Annotated in this window: 24 protein-coding genes; 8 read left to right on the top strand and 16 right to left on the bottom strand. The window is 39.7% G+C overall.

Annotated elements, in window-relative coordinates:
• From NLF99_RS01120 to NLF99_RS01080, 9 genes are all read right to left on the bottom strand, one after another.
• Positions 1 to 453 (bottom strand): hypothetical protein, encoded by a 453-nt coding sequence (locus tag NLF99_RS01120; RefSeq protein ID WP_254526459.1) that lies wholly within the window; start codon positions 451 to 453, stop codon positions 1 to 3.
• Between the two features lie 273 nt (positions 454 to 726).
• Entirely contained in the window at positions 727 to 1,485 is a 759-nt protein-coding gene (gene trpA, locus NLF99_RS01115) for a tryptophan synthase subunit alpha (RefSeq protein ID WP_254526458.1), read from the bottom strand.
• 1 nt (position 1,486) lies between these two features.
• Positions 1,487 to 2,671 carry a tryptophan synthase subunit beta gene (gene trpB, locus NLF99_RS01110; RefSeq protein WP_254526457.1) on the bottom strand — a complete coding sequence of 395 codons (1,185 nt, stop codon included), beginning with the start codon at positions 2,669 to 2,671 and terminating at the stop codon, positions 1,487 to 1,489.
• Positions 2,649 to 3,290: a phosphoribosylanthranilate isomerase gene (locus NLF99_RS01105; protein ID WP_254526456.1), complete on the bottom strand. Its 642-nt coding sequence runs from the start codon at positions 3,288 to 3,290 to the stop codon at positions 2,649 to 2,651. Before NLF99_RS01105 ends, trpB begins: the two co-directional genes overlap by 23 nt.
• Positions 3,283 to 4,272: an anthranilate phosphoribosyltransferase gene (trpD, locus tag NLF99_RS01100; protein ID WP_254526455.1), complete on the bottom strand. Its 990-nt coding sequence runs from the start codon at positions 4,270 to 4,272 to the stop codon at positions 3,283 to 3,285. Before trpD ends, NLF99_RS01105 begins: the two co-directional genes overlap by 8 nt.
• Before the next feature lie 205 nt (positions 4,273 to 4,477).
• Positions 4,478 to 4,951, bottom strand: a complete 474-nt coding sequence (locus NLF99_RS01095) for a hypothetical protein (RefSeq protein WP_254526454.1) — start codon at positions 4,949 to 4,951, stop codon at positions 4,478 to 4,480.
• 130 nt (positions 4,952 to 5,081) lie between these two features.
• A complete protein-coding gene (locus tag NLF99_RS01090) occupies positions 5,082 to 5,303 on the bottom strand; it encodes a DUF2795 domain-containing protein (protein WP_002996718.1) in 222 nt (73 codons plus the stop codon).
• Positions 5,304 to 5,438: 135 nt separating this feature from the next.
• A complete protein-coding gene (locus NLF99_RS01085; protein ID WP_254526453.1) occupies positions 5,439 to 6,176 on the bottom strand; it encodes a 1-acyl-sn-glycerol-3-phosphate acyltransferase in 738 nt (245 codons plus the stop codon).
• A 69-nt stretch (positions 6,177 to 6,245) separates the two neighbouring features.
• Positions 6,246 to 7,616 carry a dipeptidase gene (locus NLF99_RS01080; RefSeq protein ID WP_185211166.1) on the bottom strand — a complete coding sequence of 457 codons (1,371 nt, stop codon included), beginning with the start codon at positions 7,614 to 7,616 and terminating at the stop codon, positions 6,246 to 6,248.
• 221 nt (positions 7,617 to 7,837) lie between these two features.
• Here NLF99_RS01080 and NLF99_RS01075 point away from each other — a divergent pair, with 221 nt between their 5' ends.
• Entirely contained in the window at positions 7,838 to 10,624 is a 2,787-nt protein-coding gene (locus NLF99_RS01075; RefSeq protein WP_254526452.1) for an outer membrane beta-barrel protein, read from the top strand.
• An 8-nt stretch (positions 10,625 to 10,632) separates the two neighbouring features.
• On the top strand, positions 10,633 to 11,418 hold the full coding sequence (locus tag NLF99_RS01070; protein WP_185211162.1) for a GLPGLI family protein: 786 nt from the start codon (positions 10,633 to 10,635) through the stop codon (positions 11,416 to 11,418).
• 305 nt (positions 11,419 to 11,723) lie between these two features.
• Here the strand turns inward: NLF99_RS01070 and NLF99_RS01065 are convergent, their stop codons facing one another.
• Entirely contained in the window at positions 11,724 to 11,903 is a 180-nt protein-coding gene (locus NLF99_RS01065) for a histone H1 (RefSeq protein WP_185211160.1), read from the bottom strand.
• Between the two features lie 127 nt (positions 11,904 to 12,030).
• Positions 12,031 to 14,169, bottom strand: a complete 2,139-nt coding sequence (locus NLF99_RS01060) for a S46 family peptidase (protein ID WP_254526451.1) — start codon at positions 14,167 to 14,169, stop codon at positions 12,031 to 12,033.
• Positions 14,170 to 14,280: 111 nt separating this feature from the next.
• Between NLF99_RS01060 and NLF99_RS01055 the strand changes: the two genes are divergently transcribed.
• The 6 genes from NLF99_RS01055 to NLF99_RS01030 all read left to right on the top strand — a co-directional run bounded on the left by NLF99_RS01055 (position 14,281) and on the right by NLF99_RS01030 (position 20,776).
• Entirely contained in the window at positions 14,281 to 15,612 is a 1,332-nt protein-coding gene (locus tag NLF99_RS01055) for a DEAD/DEAH box helicase (protein WP_254526930.1), read from the top strand.
• Positions 15,609 to 15,851: a hypothetical protein gene (locus NLF99_RS01050; protein ID WP_185211156.1), complete on the top strand. Its 243-nt coding sequence runs from the start codon at positions 15,609 to 15,611 to the stop codon at positions 15,849 to 15,851. The genes NLF99_RS01055 and NLF99_RS01050 overlap by 4 nt, the downstream gene beginning before the upstream one ends.
• A 2-nt stretch (positions 15,852 to 15,853) precedes the next feature.
• Positions 15,854 to 16,204 (top strand): gliding motility protein GldC, encoded by a 351-nt coding sequence (gene gldC / locus NLF99_RS01045; RefSeq protein WP_185211155.1) that lies wholly within the window; start codon positions 15,854 to 15,856, stop codon positions 16,202 to 16,204.
• Between the two features lie 49 nt (positions 16,205 to 16,253).
• Entirely contained in the window at positions 16,254 to 16,664 is a 411-nt protein-coding gene (locus NLF99_RS01040) for an EVE domain-containing protein (RefSeq protein ID WP_185211152.1), read from the top strand.
• Positions 16,665 to 16,823: 159 nt separating this feature from the next.
• Entirely contained in the window at positions 16,824 to 17,561 is a 738-nt protein-coding gene (locus tag NLF99_RS01035; protein WP_185211150.1) for a LytTR family DNA-binding domain-containing protein, read from the top strand.
• A gap of 5 nt (positions 17,562 to 17,566) precedes the next feature.
• A complete protein-coding gene (locus NLF99_RS01030; protein WP_254526450.1) occupies positions 17,567 to 20,776 on the top strand; it encodes a sensor histidine kinase in 3,210 nt (1,069 codons plus the stop codon).
• A gap of 201 nt (positions 20,777 to 20,977) precedes the next feature.
• Here NLF99_RS01030 and NLF99_RS01025 read toward each other — a convergent pair whose 3' ends face one another.
• The 5 genes from NLF99_RS01025 to NLF99_RS01005 are packed head-to-tail and all read right to left on the bottom strand — an operon-like array spanning position 20,978 to position 24,525.
• Entirely contained in the window at positions 20,978 to 21,505 is a 528-nt protein-coding gene (locus NLF99_RS01025) for an acyl-CoA thioesterase (protein ID WP_185211147.1), read from the bottom strand.
• Between the two features lie 2 nt (positions 21,506 to 21,507).
• Positions 21,508 to 22,437: an SDR family oxidoreductase gene (locus NLF99_RS01020; RefSeq protein WP_254526449.1), complete on the bottom strand. Its 930-nt coding sequence runs from the start codon at positions 22,435 to 22,437 to the stop codon at positions 21,508 to 21,510.
• Complete coding sequence (locus tag NLF99_RS01015; protein ID WP_185215970.1) at positions 22,425 to 23,375, bottom strand: M20/M25/M40 family metallo-hydrolase; 951 nt, start codon at positions 23,373 to 23,375, stop codon at positions 22,425 to 22,427. Before NLF99_RS01015 ends, NLF99_RS01020 begins: the two co-directional genes overlap by 13 nt.
• 58 nt (positions 23,376 to 23,433) lie before the next feature.
• Positions 23,434 to 24,084, bottom strand: coding sequence for a lipoprotein signal peptidase (locus NLF99_RS01010; RefSeq protein ID WP_185211141.1), 651 nt, complete (start codon positions 24,082 to 24,084; stop codon positions 23,434 to 23,436).
• A gap of 57 nt (positions 24,085 to 24,141) precedes the next feature.
• Positions 24,142 to 24,525, bottom strand: coding sequence for a TraR/DksA C4-type zinc finger protein (locus NLF99_RS01005; protein ID WP_093100778.1), 384 nt, complete (start codon positions 24,523 to 24,525; stop codon positions 24,142 to 24,144).

The raw sequence follows: 24,525 nt of genomic DNA, 5'->3' as shown, positions 1-24,525 counted from the left end.
TCAAATGATGAATGTGCAGTTGAGAAGGTATACAGAATGGGATTCCGCGAATAGAGCGGGTTTGAAAGGATTGGGTTCTTCGGGTTTATCTTCAATGATTTGTACCCAATGATTGATAATCCAAGGGATCAATACGATAGCCGGAGAAAAGTCGAAAGTACTGCCAAATAGCATTTTTGAACGCAATTGATCACTTTCGGTAGTCAATTCTAAATTTACTTTGGAATCTTGACAGGTATGGTCATCTTCACATTGGCTGTTGGTTTCCATATCATCAGCATGATCGTGGTCTTGGTGCAAATTGCTGCACATAGGGCAACTGTCATGTGATACTTTGGATTCCTCAAGAACCGAGAACATGGTACTTTTTCCACAATGGTGCATATGGATAGTAGCCCCTGTACTGCATACAGAATAAATCAATAGTAAGCATATGGCTACAATTTTTCTCATGTCGGTTTCAAATATAGGAAACTAACACTGAATATGTGGATAATTAATTGTAATTTTTTCTTGTCAAAAGAATTCACACTAATTATATTCGAATTGACTTATTACTTTATAAACCTTTGACTTATGGAAACTTTAGCTGCACATCCAAATCTGTTGTATTTAGGCTTGGTAAGCCTAGTATCAGCAGGAATCTTGGTAATTTTCCTATTCAACAAAATTCTGAGAAGAGTTAATTAAATAAAAAACCTGATTCAACTGAATCAGGTTTTTTTTCTATCCTTTAATGGAGGAAATGAAATCTGGTATTTTCTCCAAGTAGTTTTCCTCTGTCAATAACTTGACAAATGCAGTTCCTACAATGGCGCCATTGGCATATTTTGTAGCTTTTTGAAAGGTGTCCTTATTGTGGATCCCAAAACCTATCACGACAGGGTTCTCTAGCTCCATATCTTTAATCCTCTGGAAATAGCTTTCTGATTGTTCCTGAACATTTAATTTTGTTCCAGTGGTTGCATTCGAAGAAAGGAGATAAATAAAGTTTGTCGAAAGAGAGTCGATTTTTCTAATTCTGTCGGCAGATGTCTGTGGGGTTACCAAAAAGACATTGCTCACTTGGTTCTCTTCAAATACTCCTTGGTACAGCTCTTCATATTCATACATTGGAAGGTCAGGGATGATCGTGCCGTTCACTCCGACCTCCTTGCAGGCTTTACAGAAGTTCTCTACGCCATATTGAAGGACGGGATTCACATAACCCATTAGAAATACTGGGATACTGACTCTTTTTCGTAGATCCTTCAATTGTTCGAACAAAACCTTTAAGGTCATGCCGTTTTCCAGTGCTACTTCTGAACTATGTTGGATGGTAGGTCCATCGGCAACCGGATCCGAGTAGGGGAATCCAATTTCAAGGAAATCCGCACCTGCTTTTTCCAGTGCTTCTGCAATATCAAGGGTGCTGTCCAGCGTTGGGTAGCCAGCGGTAAAATATATAGATAGCAATCCTTTTGCCTGTTTGTTAATCTTTATCATGTTATAAACCGAAATATTTCATGTAATTGTCCAAATCCTTGTCGCCACGTCCAGAAAGACAGATGACCACAGTTTCGTCTCCTTTAAAGTTCATTTTTTCTAGGTGAGCCAATGCATGCGAACTTTCTATAGCCGGAATGATACCTTCTAATTTTGTCAATTGTAGTCCTGCCTGCATGGCTTCATCATCTGTCGCACTCACATAGGAGCCGCGACCGGATTTGAAAAGCCAAGCATGTTGGGGGCCAATTCCTGGATAGTCCAGTCCGGCCGAGATGGAATAAGGTTCGATGACTTGGCCATGTTCCGTTTGCATCAGAATCGAACGGCTGCCATGTAGTACCCCTTCATTTCCTAAAACCGTGGTCGCGGCGGATTCTCCACTGTCTACACCATGGCCAGCAGCTTCAACAGCAATTAATTGTACATCTTCATCATCTAAAAAGTGATAAAACATGCCTGCTGCATTTGACCCGCCACCTACGCAGGCCATAACAATATCTGGTGTTTCCTTGCCTGTTTTTTCTAATAATTGTTTTTTGGTTTCTTCCGAAATAATGGACTGAAACCTTGCCACCATATCTGGATAAGGATGTGGTCCTACCACGGAGCCGATGATGTAATGCGTGTCGACAGGGTTGTTTATCCAATCTCTCAAAGCTTCATTGGTAGCATCTTTCAGGGTTTTGCTCCCTGATGTGGCAGCTACTACTTTTGCACCCATCATCTTCATTCGGGCTACATTGGGAGCCTGTCTTTGGATATCGATCTCGCCCATATAAACCACACATTCCAAGCCTTTCAGGGCACATACGGTAGCCGTGGCCACACCGTGCTGCCCAGCGCCAGTTTCTGCAATGATACGCTTCTTGCCTAGTTTCTCGGCAAGCAAGATCTGTCCGATGGTATTGTTGATCTTGTGCGCTCCTGTATGGTTCAGGTCTTCACGTTTCAAAAATATTTTGGCATTGTATTTTTCCGAAAGACGTTGAGCATGATATAGGGGAGAGGGTCTGCCTACATAATCACGTAATAAGTATTCAAATTCTTCCTTGAAAGAAGGGTCTTCCATTATTTGCAAGTATTGGTTTTGCAATTCTTCGACATTTGGATAAAGCATTTCAGGAATATAGGCCCCGCCGAATGGTCCATAGTATCCTTTATTATTTACTTGATATTTGCTCATTTCTGATGGTTTTCAATGCTAATATTAATTTTTCTATATCTTTTAGGCCAGGTTCGATTTCAAATTTTGAATTGAGATCCAGGCCGATCAGTTTCAAGTCTTCAAAGTTTACGGCTTCCTGTAAGTTTTCCAAAGATAGCCCGCCACTTAAGAAATAGGGCGTATCGTAGGGGTACTCTTTTAGTTTTTGCCAATTGAAGGTAACTCCAGTGCCGCCATAAGCTGGGCTCTTGCTGTCAAATAGGAAGTAATCGACCTGCCCAATATATGGTTCCAATTGTTTCCAATCAAAGTCTTCATCAATTCCAAAGGCTTTGATGACTTCCAAGCCTTTGGCCTTTAATGCTGCAGCAAGCTCAACTGGTTCAAGTCCATGTAGTTGGATGCTGTTCAGGTTGAATCTTTCAGTCGCATCCATGATTTCGGCAAAGTCGGAATTTACAAAAACCCCTGTTTTTTTGATGTCATTTGCCATGGAAATATTGACCAGGTCTCCAACATATCGTGCTGATTTCTTATAGAAGATATGCCCAATATACTGGATAGGAAGCTCAAGGAGTTGCAAAATGTTTTGCTCTTCCTTCATCCCACAGACCTTTACTAATAGTTCCCTAGCCATTTATCAAAGTTTTAAAGCTTTTCAAGGCCTTGTGACCCAATAGGGACTCTTCTGCCTCGTAATAACAGTCTGCAAAGCTTTTTTCTGGATGGAAGGTTTTTATTCCAAAAGCTGCATTGGTCAAGACGACATTGTTCTGGATGTCATTTCCTTCACCCTCGATAATCTGTTTGAATATCTTTGCCGCATCTTCGATGGATTCACCACCTGCAAGATCTTGTGGAGCTACTGCCGTAAAGCCAAGCTCTTCCACCGTATAATAGTTCTCCCCTTGATTATTGATAACCTTGAAGTCGCCCGTCAAGGAAATTTCATCATAACCATCCATGGCATGCATGATGCTGTATTGTTTGTCGGTGTTTTGATAGAGGTATGCATAGAGCCTAGCTAATTCCAAACTAAATACTCCAACCGATTGGAATTTCGGGTTTGCAGGATTGGTCAATGGTCCCAACATATTGAAAAAGGTCTTCACCGCTAAAGCTTTGCGGATTGGCGCTACGGTTTTCATCGCTGGGTGAAACAATGGGGCATGTAGGAAACAGATGTTGGCTGTTTCTAATTGTTTCTTTAGAACATCTTTGTCAGCAGTAAATATATAGCCCAAGTACTCCATAACGTTGGAGGATCCGCAACTGGATGATACGCCTACATTGCCATGTTTGGCAACATGGTAACCAGCGCCTGCCACCACAAATGAGGCAAGTGTGGAAATATTGAAGGTGTTTTTTCCATCACCCCCGGTTCCGCACATATCAATCAGGTCAAAACCATTGAAGTCTACTTTATTGCAAAGGTCATACATCGCGTCTCGGAAACCGCCTAGCTCCTCCACTCGGATACTGCGCATTCCATAGATGGTCATAAAGGCAGCAATCTGATGGGTATCGTATTTTCCAGTTGCAATGTTCGTCAGGATATCGTAAGCCTCTTTTCTGCTGAAGGACTTGTATTCAAATAGATGCGCTAAAATTTCTTTCATATTTTTTTCAATAAAAAAGGGCTTGCCGAAAAGGCAAGCCCACTATTATTTAGTTCTTTAATTCAACCAATAGGTGTCTGCCACAACATTATTTGTTGTGCCACCACCAAGCTGTATTGAATTGTACTGTTTTCATCGTTAGTTCAACAAATATCCAAGATGTTTTTGAGAATTGCAAGAAATCCTTTCAAAAAATGATTTTTTGTTAATAAGTGACAAAGTGAGCCATTTCATTCCCTTTGGATACCAAAGTAAATGATCCGATTTTATCCCCTTCTACGTAGACGCTGGTAACCAGTCTGTTCTTGTAATAAACGAAGAACATATTATCTACATCCAGATCTTCTGGATCGATATCACGAACCTCCTTACGAGGAAGTTCAGCGTAGTTTTTGATTTCTATCTGTTCAATATTTTTACTGTTTAGGTTCAGTCTGATTTCTTCCAAACTGACTTCTAAATAGTCATATAGTTCATCGGAAGGTTCATTCACGATGACCCATTTGCTCAGGATGACATCCAAAGCGATTTCATTATCATTTAGGTCGTAGATGAAGTCTGTTGCGATATCCCTGCTATTGACAGCATATTCTTCGGTTCGATCATCTCCATGTTCAAACTGTGCGAAGCTGATCGTTGGGCTGAGAAAAAGCAAGAAATATAGTAAGTAATGTTTCATTCAGTAAATTTTATTGTCGTTCTATGGACATAAAAAATGCAGAAAGGATTAATTTGTTTGGAGGTTTGCAACATATAATCCCCATGATATTAAAAAAGCGCCCTTCTTCAAGGCGCTTTCTATACCGATTTTAATATTCGTCTTCGTTGAAAAAGAAATCATCTTTTGTTGGATAATCTGGCCAGATTTCCTCAATGTTTTCATAAGGTTCACCATCATCTTCCAACGCCTGAAGATTCTCAATTACTTCAACTGGTGCTCCAGAGCGAATCGCATAATCAATTAATTCGTCTTTTGTCGCTGGCCATGGAGCGTCTTCTAAATGAGAAGCTAATTCAAGTGTCCAATACATATCTCTTTAATTAAGTTTCACGTTTTCGCAAAAATAATATTTAATTTAACTAATGCAAGGAAATTATCTTTAATTCTTTGTTAACAGGTGTATTTCTCAGAAAATCAACGTTTTAAAATGAAACATTTCTTAAAATCAACTCCCTTGATTCCATACTTTTTTCATTTTTTCATAGACTTCTATTTCAATAGAGTCATATTTTTGACTTGAACTGTTGTCATATGTAATCGGTTTGAGTACCGATATTTTTATGACGCCTGGTTTTGAACCAAATCTTCCGCCATCATCCCATAAGATCTCCCATGCATTATGGATGACAACAGGGAGTATTGGAATGTTGTTCTCAATGGCCATTTTAAAGGCGCCAGCCTTAAATTTATGCAATACCGGGGGGAACTCTTCATCAATCTTCCCTTCTGGAAAGATAACAACCGATTTACCCTCATGTAGCAGTTCAGTGGCTCTTTTGAACGCCTTGAAAGCTGAAATCTTGCTCTGACGGTTGACAGGGATGTCGATCGATTTAAAGAAAATACGTGTGACGGGATTCTTTAACAATTCAACCTTTCCAATAAAAGAAAATTCCTGCGGACAAAGGTAGGTGAGTGCTGTAATATCTAATATAGAGGTATGGTTAGGGCAGATGATGTAGGGTTTGCTCCAGTCGATTGCTTCCTCATATTCTATTTTGAACCTGATGCCTACTAAATGGACACTTAAGATGGAAATCCATTTCCTAAACCAAACAATGGAGGAGTAATTTTTATTGGGGTTCTTAGAAAGGAAATATAAAAAAGGAAAACATATTGAAAAGAAAAAAAGGACGGATATGAAATATAATAACCTATGTATTTTCTTTAAAAATATTAACATATCTTCCTTAAACGTCTTTTCTGATGGTATAAAAATATAAAAAGCTTCACAATCGTGAAGCTTTTTATTTTATTTACTTAGTTCAGCATAATATTTATGGAACAATGGAATAGTTTCAATTCCTTTTAAATAGTTTTCAATACCGTACTTTTCATTTGGAGAGTGCAGGTTATCTGAATCCAATCCAAAGCCTAAAAGCACTGTTTTGATGCCCAATTCTTTTTCAAATAGGGCAACGATTGGGATAGATCCACCACCTCTTGTCGGGATAGGTTTTTTATTAAATGTTTCTTCCAATGCTTTTTCAGCAGCTTTATATGCGATGCTATCAGTAGGAGTAACTACTGGTTCACCACCATGGTGGGGTTTAACCTCTACTTTTACAGATTTAGGAGCGATCTTTTCAAAATGTTCTTTGAACAATTTAGTGATACGCTCTGAGTTTTGATTAGGGACCAAACGCATAGAGATCTTTGCGAAAGCTTTTGAAGGCAATACGGTCTTTGCTCCTTCACCAATGTAACCACCCCAGATACCGTTTACTTCCAAAGTCGGACGGATACCAGTACGTTCGATAGTAGTAAACCCTTTCTCACCCCATAATTCTTGAACACCTAAATCATTTTCGTATTCCTGAACATCAAAAGGCGCTTCGTTCAAAGCTTTTCTTTCTGCATCAGTCAACTCCAATACATCATCATAGAAACCTGGAATCGCGATGTGGTTGTTTTCATCATGCAACGAAGCGATCATCTTTGAAAGAATGGTCGCAGGGTTAGCTACAGCACCACCATACACACCAGAGTGAAGGTCGCGGTTAGGACCAGTAACTTCAACTTCAACGTATGAAAGACCACGCAATCCTGTTTCCAATGAAGGATTTTCAAGACTGATCATGGACGTGTCCGAAATAACGATTACATCAGCTTTAAGGCGTTCTTTGTTTGCATTGACAAAGATGCCCAGATTTGCAGAACCTACTTCTTCCTCTCCTTCGATCATGAATTTAACATTACATGCCAATTCATTTTCTTTCATCATATATTCAAAAGCTTTAACGTGCATATAGAACTGCCCTTTGTCGTCAGCAGCACCACGAGCGTAGATTTTACCGTCTCGAACAGTTGGCTCAAATGGAGGAGTTTCCCAAAGTTCAATTGGGTCTGCCGGTTGCACATCATAATGTCCATAAACCAAAACTGTCGGTAAACTTGGGTCGATGATCTTCTCCCCATATACGATTGGATAGCCTGCAGTTGGACAAATCTCAACGTTGTCTGCACCAGCATCCTTAAGTTTTTGAGCTACAAATTGTGCGGTATTGATTACACCTTCCTTGAACTGTGGGTCAGCACTAACTGATGGAAAGCGCAATAATTCAAATAATTCTTCTAAGAAGCGATCTTTGTTTGCTTCTACATAGTCTTTGATTTTTTGCATTTCAAAAGTGTTTTTACAAAGGTAATGAAATAAATTTTACAAGAGCTGTAACTTTTTCTTTCTCCCGACGACATATGTTTACATAGATTTTCAATAAATGAAATCTCGTTTTTTAAAGCATTGTGTTAAATGATTGTTAAAGATCTTTTAGTTTTCTGTTATTTCTCACAATAGTGATAATTTAGTGCTGCCTTTATTTGATTTGAAACTTTAACTTTTTTATGAAACCACTAACCAAAGTAATCTTAAGCCTATTTCTCGGTTTATTTTCACTTGCAAGTTTTGCCCAAACTAAAATTACGGGTACTGTCGTTGATGAAACGGACAAGACGAAGCTTATCAATGCGACCGTCATGCTTTTGCAGGCGAAAGATTCCATCCTCGTAGACTTTACGAGAGCAAATCAAGAGGGCAAATTCTCCCTCAACAATCCTGATACCACGGATTATTTAGTCATCATCAGCTATCCAAAGTTTGGTGACTTCTTTGAAACTATCAGCAAAGGTTCTGGAGACAAGAATCTTGGTGAAGTCACTATGCAAAGTGCGGCCAACCTGATTGAAGAAGTGTTAATTACTGGTAAGATCCCCGTTGTCATTAAGGGAGATACCGTAGAATATGATGCATCCAGTTTCGTAACTGAAAAGAATGCAAAGGTAGAAGACCTGCTAAAGGTGCTCCCTGGTATTTCAGTCGATGCATCGGGTAAGATTACTGCCCAAGGAAAGACCGTTGAAAAGGTGCTTGTCGATGGGGAAGAGTTTTTTGGAGATGACCCTAAATTGGTAACCCGTAATATCCGATCGGATATGGTGGATAAGGTTCAGGTCTTCGAGAAAAAATCTGAAGAAGCTGAACGTACGGGTGTTGACGATGGAACCCGCGTTCAAACCATTAACGTGAAATTAAAAGAAGATGCCAAGAACGGTATGTTCGGCAAGCTTGAAGCTGGCGGAGGATTAGATGATAATTCTGGATATTATCTCGGTAAAGCAGCCATCAATAAATTCAAGGGTTCCCAAAAGATCTCTGCATACGGCATTACTTCCAACGATGGAACTACCGATCTAGATTGGCGCGAAGCTGAGAAGTTTGGTGTTGATAACGGAAATATGACCGTATTGGATGATGGTGGAATCATGATCTCTGGTGGTGGTGGATTCCTGAACAACACCAATAGGGGGCAACCAAAAGCCTTGACCGCTGGGGTTTCGTTTATGGATGCTTGGAAGGAAAAGAAACATAAGTTGAACCTGAACTATAAATATGGTATGGCTGAAAATGAAATCAATACCAATACCATTAGCCAAACTCCTTTGACGGAGGGTATCTCAAACTCTGAAACTGATAATGATGATATCTCCAAAAGTACAGGACATCGCCTGAACACTAAATACGATGTTAATATTGACTCCTTGACAACCCTGACCTTGCGTGTTGCTGCTTCAAAAATGAACAGTGAAAATAATACCCAGAGAAGAGGAAAGAGCTTTAAGAACGGCGAATTGCAATCGGAAGATGAACGTTCTCAAGATATCAATTCATCAAATGACAACTTCAACTATGATGCAAACTTCACAAGGAAATTTGCAAAAGAGGGACGTTCCATCAACTTGAAATTCACTGGAAACTTAGGTAAAACGGAGTCTGACATGATGTTGAACTCTTCATTGAAAAATGTTGTAGAAGGAACAGAGACCATTGTTGATCAGTTTAAAGACAATTCCAATAACTCCAATTCGATCATGGCCGCTGCAACTTATACAGAGCCATTTTCCAAGAAGATCAATATGGCTTTTGGTTATGAGTACACCAACTCGAAGGCTCACTCGATCAATAGTGCCTACAACAAGGATGCTTCTGGCAACTATACCGATTTCGATGAGGAATTCAGTAATGACTTTAACTTCAATACAGTTAGGAACGCAGCCAACATTTCATTCAATTATAAAGCCGATAAAATTGAGTTTAACTTAACCAATAACATCAGACATGATGATATGTTCCAAAAGAACAACTTGGCAGGAAATGAAATGAGTAGAGATTACCTTACTTACAACCCTAGAGCTCGTTTCAGATATAACTTCACCAAGGCTAAATCATTGAATTTATCTTACAACAGATCCAATTCATTGCCTTCTCTGTTCCAGATTCAACCTTTGAAACAGAACGAAGATCAGATGAACCAATATTTCGGTAATGAAAGTTTGAAACCATCCGTTTCCAACAATTATAACTTGAACTATTATTGGTATGATATGCTGAAAGGAAAGAATATCTACACCGGTATCGGTATGACACAGACCTTAAATGCAATCCAGACTGATGTTGTTATCCATCCTTCCCTGAAAAGAGATCTTTATTATGTCAATACCGATAAGGCAATGACCAATGGTTATATTTATGGAGGGTACTTCTTCGATCTGATCAAGAAAAAGCAGATTAAGATGAACTTAGGGTTGAATGCAAACCTAAATAACTATTACAACAAGATCAAAGACCTTTCTGATGTCAATAATCCAAAGGATTTTGAAGAAAACAAGAATATCAGCTACAGCTTCGGAACGGATATCGGTTTCCAAAAAAATACAACCAAAGGCTTTGATTTTTACCTGAATTTCTCTCCAGGTTATAGAGTGTTGAAAACCACCCTGAACCCTGAGTTGAACTCTGAAGGTTTCACTTTCGACTCTTACGGTAGATTTACTTACTACCTGCCAGCGAAGATCCAGTTGACCGGTGAGTTGAACTACGAGTATGAAGCGGCAACTAAATCATTGCCAACAGATTTCAGTAGGTTGAAGTTCAGTCCAGGTATTTCCAAGAAATTCATGAAAAATGAAAGTCTGATCGCATCGTTCTACGTGAATGACGTATTTAATCAAAACGTTGGATTTAGCAGAAGCCAGTCAGGACAAGCGATCACCCAACAGCGCTTTAACAATATCGCAAGATATTATATGCTGAAACTATCTTGGGAATTCACATCAATGAAAGGAGCTGAGTAATTATGAAAATGAAATATATATTATCGACAATACTTTTGGCCATCCTGAGCATGGGATTCGCCAATGCACAATATGCTTTCTTCCCTGAACAAGGAACCATTACTTATGACAAAACTGTTCACGTCAAGAATCTGATGCGTAGGCATATCCAAACCTTGAAAGATGGAGATTTCTCCAAGAAGTATTTTGAGGAAATGATGGCCAAAGTACCGGAGACAGCAGTATTAAATAAAAAACTATCCTTTAGTGGATCTGAATTCTCCGTGGAGCCTATTGAGAAGGACCAACCGCAAATGATTGCAAACCTTTTGCGTATGGGCCTTTTGGATTACGGTGCCAAGATTTATCAAAACATAGCAAAGAACGAATCCTTACAGACCATGGAAATGGGAGGCTCACAGATCAACATTAAGGACTCTCTGACGAACGTTAAGTGGAAGATAACAAATGAATACAGAAATATTGCTGGATACGATTGTAGACGAGCTAACGGCGTCACATTGGACTCTGTGTATGTAGTTGCCTTCTACACCGATCAGATTCCGACTGCCGGATCGCCTAGTACCCTGCATGGCTTACCAGGAATGATCCTAGGGTTGGTTGTTCCAGAACAGCATTTCAATATTTACGCCACAAAAGTGGAAATGCAAGCGACGACAGTTAACTCCAATATCTTTAAGAAGAAAGCTGATACCATGACCAGGCAACAGACCAAAGACCGCATGAAGGAAATCTTTGGCCGTTGGATGACCGACAAACAGTTCAACCTGATTATGGCAGCCATATTCTTATAGGATCATATTAAGATCTTATTTATTAAGCAATTCAAAATTAATGATGATGCAAAGAGCCGGGTTTATCCGGCTCTTTCGCTTTGAAAGAGTATTTAGTAGAAAGTATTTAGTATTTAGACCTATGTCCATCCCAAATTAGGGTTGACCTTCCTAAGGAGTCGTGATTCCTTTCAACTGGTATATGAATAATAATCTTGGTCTATCCTCCCATCCCTTGAATCCTGGTTCTAAAGAATACCCAAATCTTGGCGCAAAAAAAATCCCGGTCAGTACTGACCGGGATTTTTATGCTTTAATTCAACGAATTATTTCTTCTCGTTTTTCTTAGAAGTAACATCGTTACGAATTTCTTGAGCTAAAGTTTTGATCTCTTGTAACCCTTTACGAACGCGTGTTCCTGCAGCAGAGTTTCCGTTATTGAAGAATTTTTCTGCGTCAGCTTCGATTGAAGCTACTAGCTCTTTTAATTTAGTGTAGTTTTCCATTTTTTAATTAATATAATTTTAGTTTTTCTTAATTAATTCTCTAATATATCATAAATATACAAAAGGAATGCAAACAATGCGAATTTTAAAATGTTTTTTTGTGTTATAAACGCCTTTTTTGTGGCATCTACTCTACTATTTTCAATTCGTCGATGATGTTTTGAGCACCCGCAAACTTGTCAATTATGAAAAGAACGTATCGGATATCAACCGAAATAGTACGTTGCAATTTTGGATCAAAAATCACGTCTCCTGCCATTGCTTCAATGTTTCCATCAAAAGCCAAGCCAATTAATTCGCCATTTCCGTTTAAAACAGGTGATCCAGAGTTACCGCCGGTAATGTCTTGGTCACTTAAAAAGTTAACCGGTAGATAGCCAGCTTTATCTGCATAACGTCCAAAATCCTTATTTTCATATAGTTCCATTAACCTTTTTGGTAAATCGAACTCCTCATCTCCTGGTTTATATTTTGCAATGGTACCTTTCAATGTGGTGTAATAATTTTCTTTGGCATCATTCCTTTTGTCCTTAGGCAATGCTCTGATCGTTCCATAAGTCAAACGTAATGTTGAGTTAGCATCTGGATAGTATTTGCCATTAGGATCCATTTTTAATACTCCAGCGATGAATTTTCTGGATGCTGCCAAGAACTCATCATTCATCTTTTCAGCCTCCGGAGAAGTCTCACGGTATTTATCCATCAAAGATGAAGATAGTTTGTAAAGAGGGTCTGCATCAATCAGCTCTGCTTTAGGGTTTTTAAGGTATTCAGCCAATTTTGCCTGTGATCCAAAAATGCTGTTGTCAAAAGCTGTTTTGATATCCGATTGGAAGTTTCCGTTGTTCTTGTTTGCCATTTCACGAACATAAGGAGCGATTTCACCACCTTTTGCTGCGTATAGGTTCAATTCATCAGCCAATACATCAATTTCCAATGGCATATATGCTTTCTCATAGTTATCCGCGATAAATGCTTCCAAGCGTGGAGCCATTTCTTTGCGTTTAGCTTCGTTTTCTTGTGCATATTGTTTCAAACCATTGCCTAACGTAGCAGGGATTGCTGCGAAAGTCGAAGAACGTAACATACCGATCAGGTAATTGTCTTGTCTAGCCTTATCGTTTGTTTTCGCGTAGAAATCATTGATTACCGCTAGGACGTTGCCATATTGTTCCTTGTTTTCAGGACGGTTAGCCCATTTGTTGAATTTCTTCTCTTGCTTGCGTTTTGCCGCTGCGGTCTTGTGCTTTTTCAAGGCATCGATCATCCCTTGTCTATTTTTCCAGTAGTTTGCCACTCCAGAATATTTAGAAGCATAGTTTAATTTTACCGCTTGGTCTTTATCCATGTATTTTTTCATGGCATCCATACCTACTTTAGAAGCTTCAACCCATGCTGGATACGCATAATTAACGTTTTGGTCAATTCCTGCTGCATTCATCCAACGGTTTGTACGGCCTGGGTAACCTAAGATCATGGAGAAATCTCCATCTTGGAAACCTTTGATGCTTACTGGCAAGAATTTTTTAGGCTTCAACGGCACATTGTCTTTTGAATATTCAGCTGGGTTACCATCTTTATCCGCATAAACACGGAAGATAGAGAAATCACCTGTATGGCGAGGCCATTCCCAGTTGTCGGTATCACCTCCAAATTTACCGATGCTGCTTGGCGGAGTCCCTACCAAACGGACGTCCGTAAAGTCTTGGTAGACGAAGTAGTAATATTCATTTCCATTATAGAAAGGACGAACAGAAACAACATATTTACCGTTTTCGCTGTTTTCTTGTTGGATCTTGGCAATTTCTTGATTGATCACTTTTTCGCGTTCCTTTTCCGACATCTTATCGTTTACCAATCCTAGGATACGTTTAGAAACATCATCCATACGGACGAAGAAACGAACGTACAAAGATTTAGGCTTTAATTCCTCAGCATGGTTTTTAGCCCAAAATCCATTGGTAAGATAATCATGTTCTGGAGTAGATAATTCTGCGATAGCGCCATAACCACAGTGGTGGTTCGTGAATACCAATCCGCTTCCTGATACAATCTCTGCGGTACAACCGCCATTAAACTGCACGATTGCATCTTTCAAGCTGGAGTTATTGATGCTGTAAATTTCTTCGGCTGTGAGTTTTAAGCCTTTTTTTTGCATGTCAGCTTCGTTCAGACGCTTTAGGTGCATCAAGAACCACATGCCCTCATCCGCAAATGAGAAAGTGCCAACGAGCGTCAGCACACATAGTAATACTAGTTTTTTCATATCAACCTTTTTTGTGGTAGGACAAATTTGCTGGAATTTAGGCGCAAATCAAAATGATTTGTAAGGAAATCAGGCCACTGCATGTCCTTGGATTTAACTATCTTTGCCAAGATGGCGTCATTTGAAGACTTTAAATTTAATAAGCAGATCCTAAATGCAATAGCCGAAGCAGGCTATACAACCACGACTGAAATCCAAGAAAAGGCGATTACACCGATTCTAGCGGGGCAAGACGTGATGGGGATTGCGCAGACAGGGACCGGAAAAACTGCAGCATTTGTGCTGCCGATGCTCATGAAGCTGAAATATGCTCAAGGTAATGACCCAAGAGCATTGATTTTAAGCCCTACCCGAGAACTTGCTATGCAGATTGAAGAGCATATCAAGCAATTCTCCACTTACTTAGACTTAAGAACCGTTCTGTTATATGGTGGTTTGGGACCAAAAACCCAAAAGGAACTCCTTGCCAAAGGCTGTGATATCATTGTTGCTACTCCAGGCCGTTTCCTCGACCTCTATTTAGAAGGTGATATCAATGTCAAGAGCCTTAAATTCTTGGTCCTTGATGAAGCAGACAAGATGATGGACATGGGTTTTATTGGAAAAATCCACCGTGTCCTGGAAATCGTCCCTAGAAAAAGACAGAACCTTCTTTTCTCCGCAACCATGAGTGAACTCGTGCGTAAGATTGCAGGTGATTTCTTGGCATTCCCAACCGTTATCGAAGTAACTGAACAGGCAACTCCGGCACAAACTGTGACCCAGGAGCTGTATCATGTTCCCAACTTAAAGACGAAGATCAACTTATTGCAACATTTCTTCAAAGACGATGAAACCTTCAGTAGAATCATCGTTTTTACCAAGACTAAGGTGGTTGCTGATCGTATATATGCCTTCCTAGAACGTAAATATGGTCCTGAGGAGGTTCGCGTAATCCATGCAAACAAAGGCCAGAATACCCGCATCAATTCCATTAATGCCTTCAAAGAAGGTGAAGTTAGGATCTTGGTTGCTACGGATGTTGCTGCTCGCGGATTAGATGTATCGCAAGTGAGCCATGTGATCAATTTCGATGTTCCCATCGTTATCGAGGACTATGTACACCGTATCGGCAGAACAGGCCGTGCATTCCAGACAGGTGATGCCATTACCTTCTGTAATCCAGCCGAAGAGTATTATGTGGCAAAAATTGAAAAACTGATCAGACAGACCATTCCTGTGAAGGAATTGCCTGCGGATGTGGTTGTTGAAAAGACACCTTTCGACGAGAAACAGGATATCGCTAGGGAAATTGATAATCAGAAGAAAAAAGATAACCCCGATTTCAAAGGTGCATTCCACGAGAAAAAATATGCCATTAAGGCAAATAACTCAAAAAGACAGGCTCGTGGTAAAGCTAAGCCGGTAAAAAAGGGAAATAGTAAACCAAGCAAGAAAAGATGAAGTTAACCCCATTGAATATAACCTTGGCTTGTATCCTTGTATGGGCAATATCTGAAATGGGTTCGGTAGAAAAGCCATTGTTTTCATGGGCTTGGCTCCTTATCCTTTCTATCGTGCTCATCGTTGTGGATATCCTGTTCCGCTTATGGACCAAGAATACGCAACGCTTATGGATCATGCAGATAGGCTTTATTTTGGTGGTGGGTATCATTTCAATGTTAATAAAATTACAGTTTTAGATATGAAGAAAGCAGAAATCAAACTCCAGATCGAGTTAGATGATTCCAATGTTCCAGATTCCATCCAATGGAGTTCTACAGATGGGCAGAATACAGAAGAATTACCAGCAAAAGCTATGTTCTTAGCGCTATGGGATGCCCAGTATAAAAATTCATTAAGAATTGACCTTTGGACTAAAGATATGCCTTATGATGAAATGAAGCGTTTCTTCTATGAAACTTTGCAAACATTAGGCGACTCATTCCTAAGGTCTTCAGGTGGTGATCCAATGGCTGAGAAAATTATTGGCGATTTACGTGACTATTGTGCACACTACGCTGATAAAATGGAAATCTTGGAACAACAGAACTAATTGAATTTGGAATCTGCCAACAGGTTCGTTGGCTAATCAATATGCAGATATGAATTACTTTTTGGTGAAATCTGAACCATTTAAATACAGTTGGGAACAATTTAATAAAGATGGGGAGACCTTTTGGGATGGCGTACGCAACTATCAAGCTCGAAACAACCTAAAAGCGATGAAAAAAGGCGACCTCGTACTTTATTACCATAGCAATGAGGGTAAAGAAGTTGTAGGTTTGGCAAAAGTCGTGAAAGAATTCTACCAAGATCCAACCACAGAAGATGAACGTTGGGTAGTGGTGGATCTAGCTCCAGTGGAAACTTTCAAACATCCAGTTACCTTGGAAACAATCAAGGCAGATCCATTGCTTCAAGATATCGCATTGGTCAGACAAGGTAGGCTATCCGTGATGCCCCTTAAGGCTGAAGAGTTTGATCGGATCGTTCAACTCGGAAATGCTGACTAAAGACATTGAAACTCCCCAAACTGGGGAGTTTTTTTATTTTCTCATTATCTTTCCGCTTTCAATAACTAAAATCCCTACTTTGCTCATTCTTCCTGTTTAATTCAAAAATTTCAAATAACTTTATATCAGCTGACTCATTAATAACCAATTAACAGACATATGATAAAGGCAGTTATTTTGGATGATGAAATTCGTGGTTCCGGATTATTGCAACATAAGCTGCAACAATTCCAGGAGCTATTGTCCATAACGGCCGTATTCAATGACCCTCAAGAAGCCTTGCTTCAAATGCCCAATATGGAATGTGATGTCCTTTTTCTCGATGTTGAAATGCCATTTATGAACGGATTTCAATTCCTCGAAAAACTTGGTCAATTTGAATTTGAAGTCATATTTGTCACTGCCTATAACATCTACACCTTGGATGCCTTGAAGGCAAATGCACTCGATTATCTCCTAAAGCCAGTAAACAATGAGGAACTCAAGAAAGCCATGGTCAAACTTGAACTGCGGATCACCCAGCGGGAAAAGTTGAAAAAAGTGGACTTAACGGAAAATCGCCCAGTGATGGGAAGATTAGCATTGCCAACTGCCGAAGGGATACATCTGGTGAAAAAGGATGATGTAATCCGTATCGAAGCCATGAGCAATTACAGTATCTTCTTCCTGAATAATCTCTCGAAAATCATTGTTTCCAGAACATTAAAGGAATTTGAAATGTTATTGGAGAATACGCAGCTCTTTCGAGTCAATAGAAGTGTCATTGTCAATTTAGATTACGTCGTAAAATATAAAAAAGGAGAAGGAGGGACCTTAGAATTAGTCGATGGTTCGGAGATCGAAGTCTCTCCAAATAAAAAAAAGCAATTGATGGATAGGTTGTTTACAGCCTTCTAAACCCAATGAATTTGAAGATAATTCTATCTTTTGTCCTTGCTGTATGCTTAACCTGTTCTATTACCTATGGACAAAGACGGATCTATAACTTTCTCCATTTTACCGAGAAGGAAGGGCTTTCCAACAATGAAGTGGAAGGGCTTGAGCAAGACAGCAATGGATTGATCTGGATTAGTGGTAAACGTGGGCTTTCCTATTTTGATGGTCAGAAGTTTACCGATGTGAAATTTGAACATACAAACGGGGTGATGCTCAATTACCTCGGTAGCATGGCTATTGACCAGAAAAATAGAATTTGGATTACCAGCAATAGCCATGGACTGATCTGCTATGATCGAAATAAGCCTATAGGAAATAACCTGAGTTCGTATACGGCAAAAGTGAGCAACAAAGGCTTGGTAAAAACCAACCTTTATGATGTACTGGCTTCTAAATCGGGTATGATTTATTTTTCAGGGCAAGAGACAGACCTCCAGTCCCTAGATCCTGAAACGGGTGAAATAAAACAGATCTCTATGCCTGGGATAGTGAGTAAAAATTATCTTTCCATCTTTTCCTTGGATGAGGACTCTTTGGGGAATATCTGGATGGGGACCCGTTATGATGGTTTGATATGCTATAATCCGATAAAACATACAGCAAAACAGATTAATCTTGAAAATGAAGGGGAAAATGCGGTAGATGGTATTGTTTTGCGTCCAGATCGTATCTATGCTGGATATTATGACCATGATCTTATCGCTGCTGATTATAGCTTCAAAAACACCATTTCCTCTATTCTGGGCTGGGACAAAAGTATCAATTTTTATGATAATAGCATCAGTTCCATTGCCTTTTGGCCAACTGAAAATAAAATCCTGATTGGCCATGTGTCCAATGGCATCTATACTTATCAGCCTGAAACCAAGAAAATCGAGTATATTTCTATAGAAACATTAATGCCGATTACACCGAAGGCAACACGGATCTTTGATTTTTGTATTGTAAAGGATGGCTATTGGCTGGCAACTAATTCGGGCCTGTTTTATTATTCTACCAAACTCAACCAAATAAATAGTCTTATTGAAGATCGATACGCCGATCCAATCGTAGAATTGTTCAATTGGAAAGGTAAAGTTTGGTACAGGACTGAAACTGATTTCGGTGAACTGGATGCGAATAAGGATTTTAGATTGTCAAAATATTCCTTAAAAGATCTCAAGATTGGAAACCTGATGACAACAGATGAGGCCATTTATATCTCAACAATCGATCAAGGAGTTTATGAATTTAAGGATCCTAAAAAAGGGTTGGTTCCATTGGAAATCAGAAATGAAGATTATGGTTTTAGAAAAGCTGATTGCAATAGCATTATCTTGGATACCATTGCCAACGAACCCATACTATGGATAGGGTCCTGGAGTTCGGGCTTATATAGATACCATTTAAATACTAAGCAGATATACCTGTTTGCGGAAAAGGAGGGATTACCAGACCCAAAAGTTATCTGTGTTGGCAAAGATGCCTTTGGTTCAATTTGGTTAGGAATGGATGGCTATGGATTGGTCCTGTTAGAAAACAAGCTCGACCCTCAATTCAAACAATTCACCCATAATAAACAAAATCCAAAGACCCTCCAATCCAATACGGTATTCTCCTTTCTGTTGGATCAGGACAAACGGTTTTGGTTCAGTAATTCCAGTTCAGGAATTGCTGAAATCAAGAAAAATAATAGGAGAGAGTATGAGTTTATCCAATATCCAGAAAGTAATACGCAACCCTGGTTATACTCGGTCAAGATGCAAGCAGATAAAAATGGACTTATTTGGATGAAGTCGCTTGATGGCACCATGTTTTTCCAACCAGATTCCAAGCTATTCTTCCATCTCAATGAATCTGCAGGGATATTCCCACCTGAGGAGTACATCACATACAGTTTTTTTGTCCGAGGTAATGAGCTCTTCTGGTGTACTAATTGGGGGTTAGTCAAGGGGGATTTGCCCGTTTTTCATCCAGATAAGACGATCAATTTTAAGCCTTTGATCAATAAGTTTTTCGTTCAACATCAAGATAGATCAGAAGACCTATTCAAAAAGGTAATCGAATTAGGTCCAGATGAAAATAACTTCACCTTTAACTTCTCTGCAGCAGAGCAACTCTTGGAACAAGGACTGAGGTTTCAATATCAATTGATTGGATTTGATCCCCAATGGGTGGAAAGTTCTGAAGAGCAGATTGCGGTATATAATAATTTGGAAGGAGATGATTATCAATTTCAGGTCAGGGTAGGAGATCAGTTTGGAAATTGGTCAACACAGATTGCTTCAATTGACATTAGCTTGGCTTCACACTGGTATGCTACGGTTTGGTTCAAGCTTTTGTTTGTGGTCTTATTTCTCTCTGCTGTTACGCTCTTTTATTTCTATCGGCTACAAGAACATAAGAACATTAACCGACTTCAGGCAGAATACAACCTTAAGCTCCAACAGGAGTTGATGATGAATGAAACGAAGATCAAGGAGCAAGCCGCCGATATAGAAAAAGAGAAACAGGAACGCTTGGAAAATGATTTTAAGCAAAAGCTCTATGAAAGTGAATTAAAGGCAATCCGTTCCCAAATGAACCCTCATTTTATTTTTAATGTGCTGAATTCCATTGAAGCTTATGTAGTGGAGAAGGATAGTAAAAGTGCCAGTGATCTAATCCAAAAATTCGCCAGCATTAGTCGCTTGGTCTTGGAGAATTCCCAGTATTCCATTGTCGGCTTGAGTTCTGAAATACAATTATTGAAACTTTACCTAGAACTGGAACAGGAACGCTTTAACCATGCATTCGATTTTGAACTTGAGATTCAAAAAGGATTGATAAAGAAGGATAAGAAAATCCCTTCTATGTTGATCCAACCCATTGTTGAAAATGCCGTGCACCATGGTGTCCGACATTTGAAATCTAAAAAAGGCTTGATCCGAATATCCATTGCCGAAGAGGACCAGAAAATTATCATTCAGATAATGGATAATGGAATAGGATTTAATAAGGATGCAGAAAATAAATCATCTGCATTCAAACAAAGCTCCTTTGGAATAAAGGGTGTACAGGAAAGGATCAATATCATCAATAGCTACTATCCGACACCCATTGCATCCCTACTGATCAAACAGGGGGATGAGGATTCCGTATTTACCACCATTGTATGCATAACACTGCCATCTAGGACCGATCGAATGGATACATAAGAGCTTTGTATATTAAGCCTAAAAAGGGATGAAATCTAAGGGTATGCATTCAATTCGTCCCGAAAATTAATATCTTTAAAGAGGAATATGGATCACGATCCTGGTCTATCCTCTCATCCATTGAATCCTGGTTCATTCCATGATCTTGGTCTATCCTCTAATCCCTTCCATCCTGGTTCAACTCAGAAATCACAACTCCCCTTAGCCCTTATGCTCAAAAAGATTGACTAAATTCTTGATCTCTGTGGCATTTTCTGGTTTTAGTTTGCCTGCCAATAACAACCTTAATTCCCTACGTTGCATGGCCTCGTCATATAAAGTCTTTTCCTTATCAGACTCTGGGATCAACTTAGGGATAGCTTTCGGACGGTCAGACTCGTCGATGGATACAAAGGTATAATATGCCTCATTGGACTTAACTTTAGTGCCCTGAGGGAGGTTTTGCGCAAAGATTTCCATTCTAACTTCAACGGAAGTGTTGAAAGCGCGGGTTACTTGTGCCTCGATGGTCACCACTTCACCTAATTTGATGGAACGTTTGAAAGACACATTGTCTACCGAAACGGTTACCACTTGGTTATTGCAATGTTTCTGCGCCGCCATTGCCGAACAGATATCCATCCAATAAAGAAGTCTTCCCCCCATGAGGTTTCCGAAAGTATTGGTGTCATTGGGAAGTACCAATTCGTTCATTTCGGTATAGGATTCCCTTGCGTATTTATCTTGCATAGTTATTTTCTAAAGAATGTATATTGTTGATCGATATAAGTGAGCGACTCGCGGAAGGGCGTTGGTTTAAAACCCAGTTCGCGTATCGCTTTATCTAAAATAAACCCAGTTTTTCGCGGTCTGTTTTCGGCTTGTCCAATTTCAGCGGCTTGGATAGGACTGATCAAGGATTTGTCGAAACTCCAATAATCGGCTAATTCCTCAACTGCTTCCAGGACACTGAACATTTTGTCGCTTGAAATGTGGTAGATGCCCTCTGCATTCCTTTCAATGCAGCGCAAACAGGCATTCGCAAGATCATCTACCCAGGTTGGCATACGCCATTGGTCGCTGACCACCTTGATTGCTTCTTGGGCTTCCAGTTTTGATTTTGCCCATAGGACCAGATTTGATCGGTTCCGATCAGCAATAATCCCATAAACTAGAATGGTCCTCAAAATTGCCGCACGGCAACCTGAATGGAGTACTGCTTGTTCCGCATCCAGTTTACTCTGTCCATATGCATTGCATGGATTGGTTTCGGCAAGCTCATCATATGGACCATTTTTCCCGTCGAAAACAAAATCTGTAGACAGGAAGGTAAGGTGGATGTCCTTCGCTTTACATTGCTCTGAAAGCAATTTGACTACCTCGACATTGAGCTTGTTGCAGGTCTCAGGGTCTTGCTCGCAAGCTTCAACACTGGTCATGGCTGCGGTATGGACAATATGCGTAGGGTTAAATGAGCCTAAAAGTTGGATAAGGCCTTCTGAATCCAACAGGTCCAATTGTACAAATTGATAGCCCTGATTATTGGGATTCCTGTTTTCCGAATGAGAAGTACAGCATAGGCTATAGTCCGTCTCTTTCAAGATAAAATCTGTTAATTTCTGTCCCAGAAAACCATTCGATCCCGTGATCAAGACCCTGATATTTGAACTTAGTTGGTCCATTGAAAGTCCATCTTAGGTTGTTTCATGGAATTGTCCAGTACATCAATTTCCAATTTAAGGATTGCTTCCATTGCTTTGTAGTCTATCCTTTCTTCATCATCGGTAGGTTTGTGGTAATCATCATGTCCACCTGTATGGAAGAAAAGGACTGGAATATTCTTTCTGTAAAATGATGTTTGGTCTGAACCACCATTTCCATCACGGCTCTTATTGAATTTGATGGTACTGCTTATACCTTCAAAGATCTTTGGGAATGCTGAACTCGTCCCATAACCAATGACTGCCAATCCATTATCTGGATTATACCGGCCGATCATATCCATGTTCAACATCCATTGGATGGATGCTAAAGGAATGGTTGGATTTTCGGTAAAATATTTTGAGCCTATCAATCCCAATTCTTCCGCGCCAAAGCCGATAAATAAGAAATTAAAAGGTTCTTTAATGTCATTTGTTGCATAATGTCTTGCCAACTCCAACAATCCAGCTACGCCGGAAGCATTGTCGTCCGCTCCATTATGGATTTTTCCTACACCAAGTGAATCTTTAGAACCTCCGATCTCACCTTTACCTAAGTGATCATAATGCGCACCTATAACAATGGTATAGGGCGCGGCATTATCTAGGAAACCTATGATATTGTCCGATCTTCTTTCGGCATTTTCTATCTTAACCTTGGTCACCTTTGCAGGGAAGTTTTGTCGATAGCCGTTTTCCCCTTTAGGTTCCAACTTATATTTTTTAAAGTATTTCTCAACGTAGTCTGCGGCTTTTGAAGAACCTTTCATGCCCGTTTCTCGCCCAAGCATTTTGTCTGCGGAAAGATATTTGATATGTTTCTTCAGATTCTTAGGGTTGACTTGTGCGATTGCCAAGTGTGCTGAACCTAAAATTGCCAGACAAAGGGCAATAGAAAATAGTACTCGGAGATTTTTCATGTCCAAATATACGGAATAAGCGAAAAGTGTTGTAATTAGCTTTGTTAAATCGGAAAGTTTAATCCTCTACGATTTCACTGTTGGCATGTGATTTTTCATCATGTTCTTCCTTGAAATAACGCTTTTGGAAGATCAGGATCAAGAAAACTCCCACGGATATCGCCGAGTCGGCAATATTGAAAACTGGTCGGAAGAACAAGAAGTCCTCTCCGCCCCAGATTGGGAACCAAGTAGGGAAGGTGCCACTGATGAGTGGAAAATAAAGCATGTCTACGACCTTACCATGTAAGAAAGAGGCATACCCACCTCCATCCGGAAACAGGACTGCTTTGGAGAATGGAGTACTCTCACTAAAGATCAATCCATAAAAGGCACTGTCAATGATATTGCCTAACGCACCAGCAAATATCAAGGCTACATTCAGGATAAAGCCACGGTTATACTTGTTCTTCACCATATAGTGAAGTCCATAACCAATGCCCATTACAGCAATGATACGGAACACACTCAGGAAAAGCTTGCCATATTCGCCACCGAATTCCATTCCATAGGCCATGCCTGGATTTTCAATGAAGTGAATCAAGAACTTATCACCTAAAACTTTGAAATCCTGACCGATGGTCATGTTTAACTTGACCCAAAACTTCGAGATTTGGTCAACCAATAAAATGATAATAATCAGTAGAACGGGCTTGGAGTATCCTTTCATAGCATATAAAAATGGTCTTTGCTGTTGATAACAAAGACCATTTATTTAATCTTTTGCTTAATATTGTTTGTTTTTTGCCTCAATACTCAAGGTGGTATGAGGTACAGCTTTCAATCTTTCTTTTTGAATCAACTTACCAGTCTCTCTGCAGATTCCGTAAGTCTTGTTCTCAATGCGCACTAAGGCTGCTTCAAGATTGTCGATAAATTTCTTTTGACGAGCTGCTAATTGGTTGATTTGTTCCTTCTCCAATGTTGCAGAGCCATCTTCTAATGTCTTGTAGGTACCTGCTGTATCGTCAGTTCCATTCGCATTGCTATTACTTAAAGAAGTAGTCAAAGAGGTTAATTCCTCTCTCGCTATGCGCAACTTCTCAAGAATTATTGCTTTAAATTCCTGTAATTCAGCATCACTGTACCGTGTTTTCTCTGTGTTTCCCAT

The organism is Sphingobacterium sp. LZ11T8, assembly GCF_024261425.1.
In the GTDB taxonomy this organism is placed as follows: domain Bacteria; phylum Bacteroidota; class Bacteroidia; order Sphingobacteriales; family Sphingobacteriaceae; genus Sphingobacterium.
Note: the sequence above shows the minus strand (reverse complement) of the source record. Positions and strands in the feature narration are given on the sequence as shown.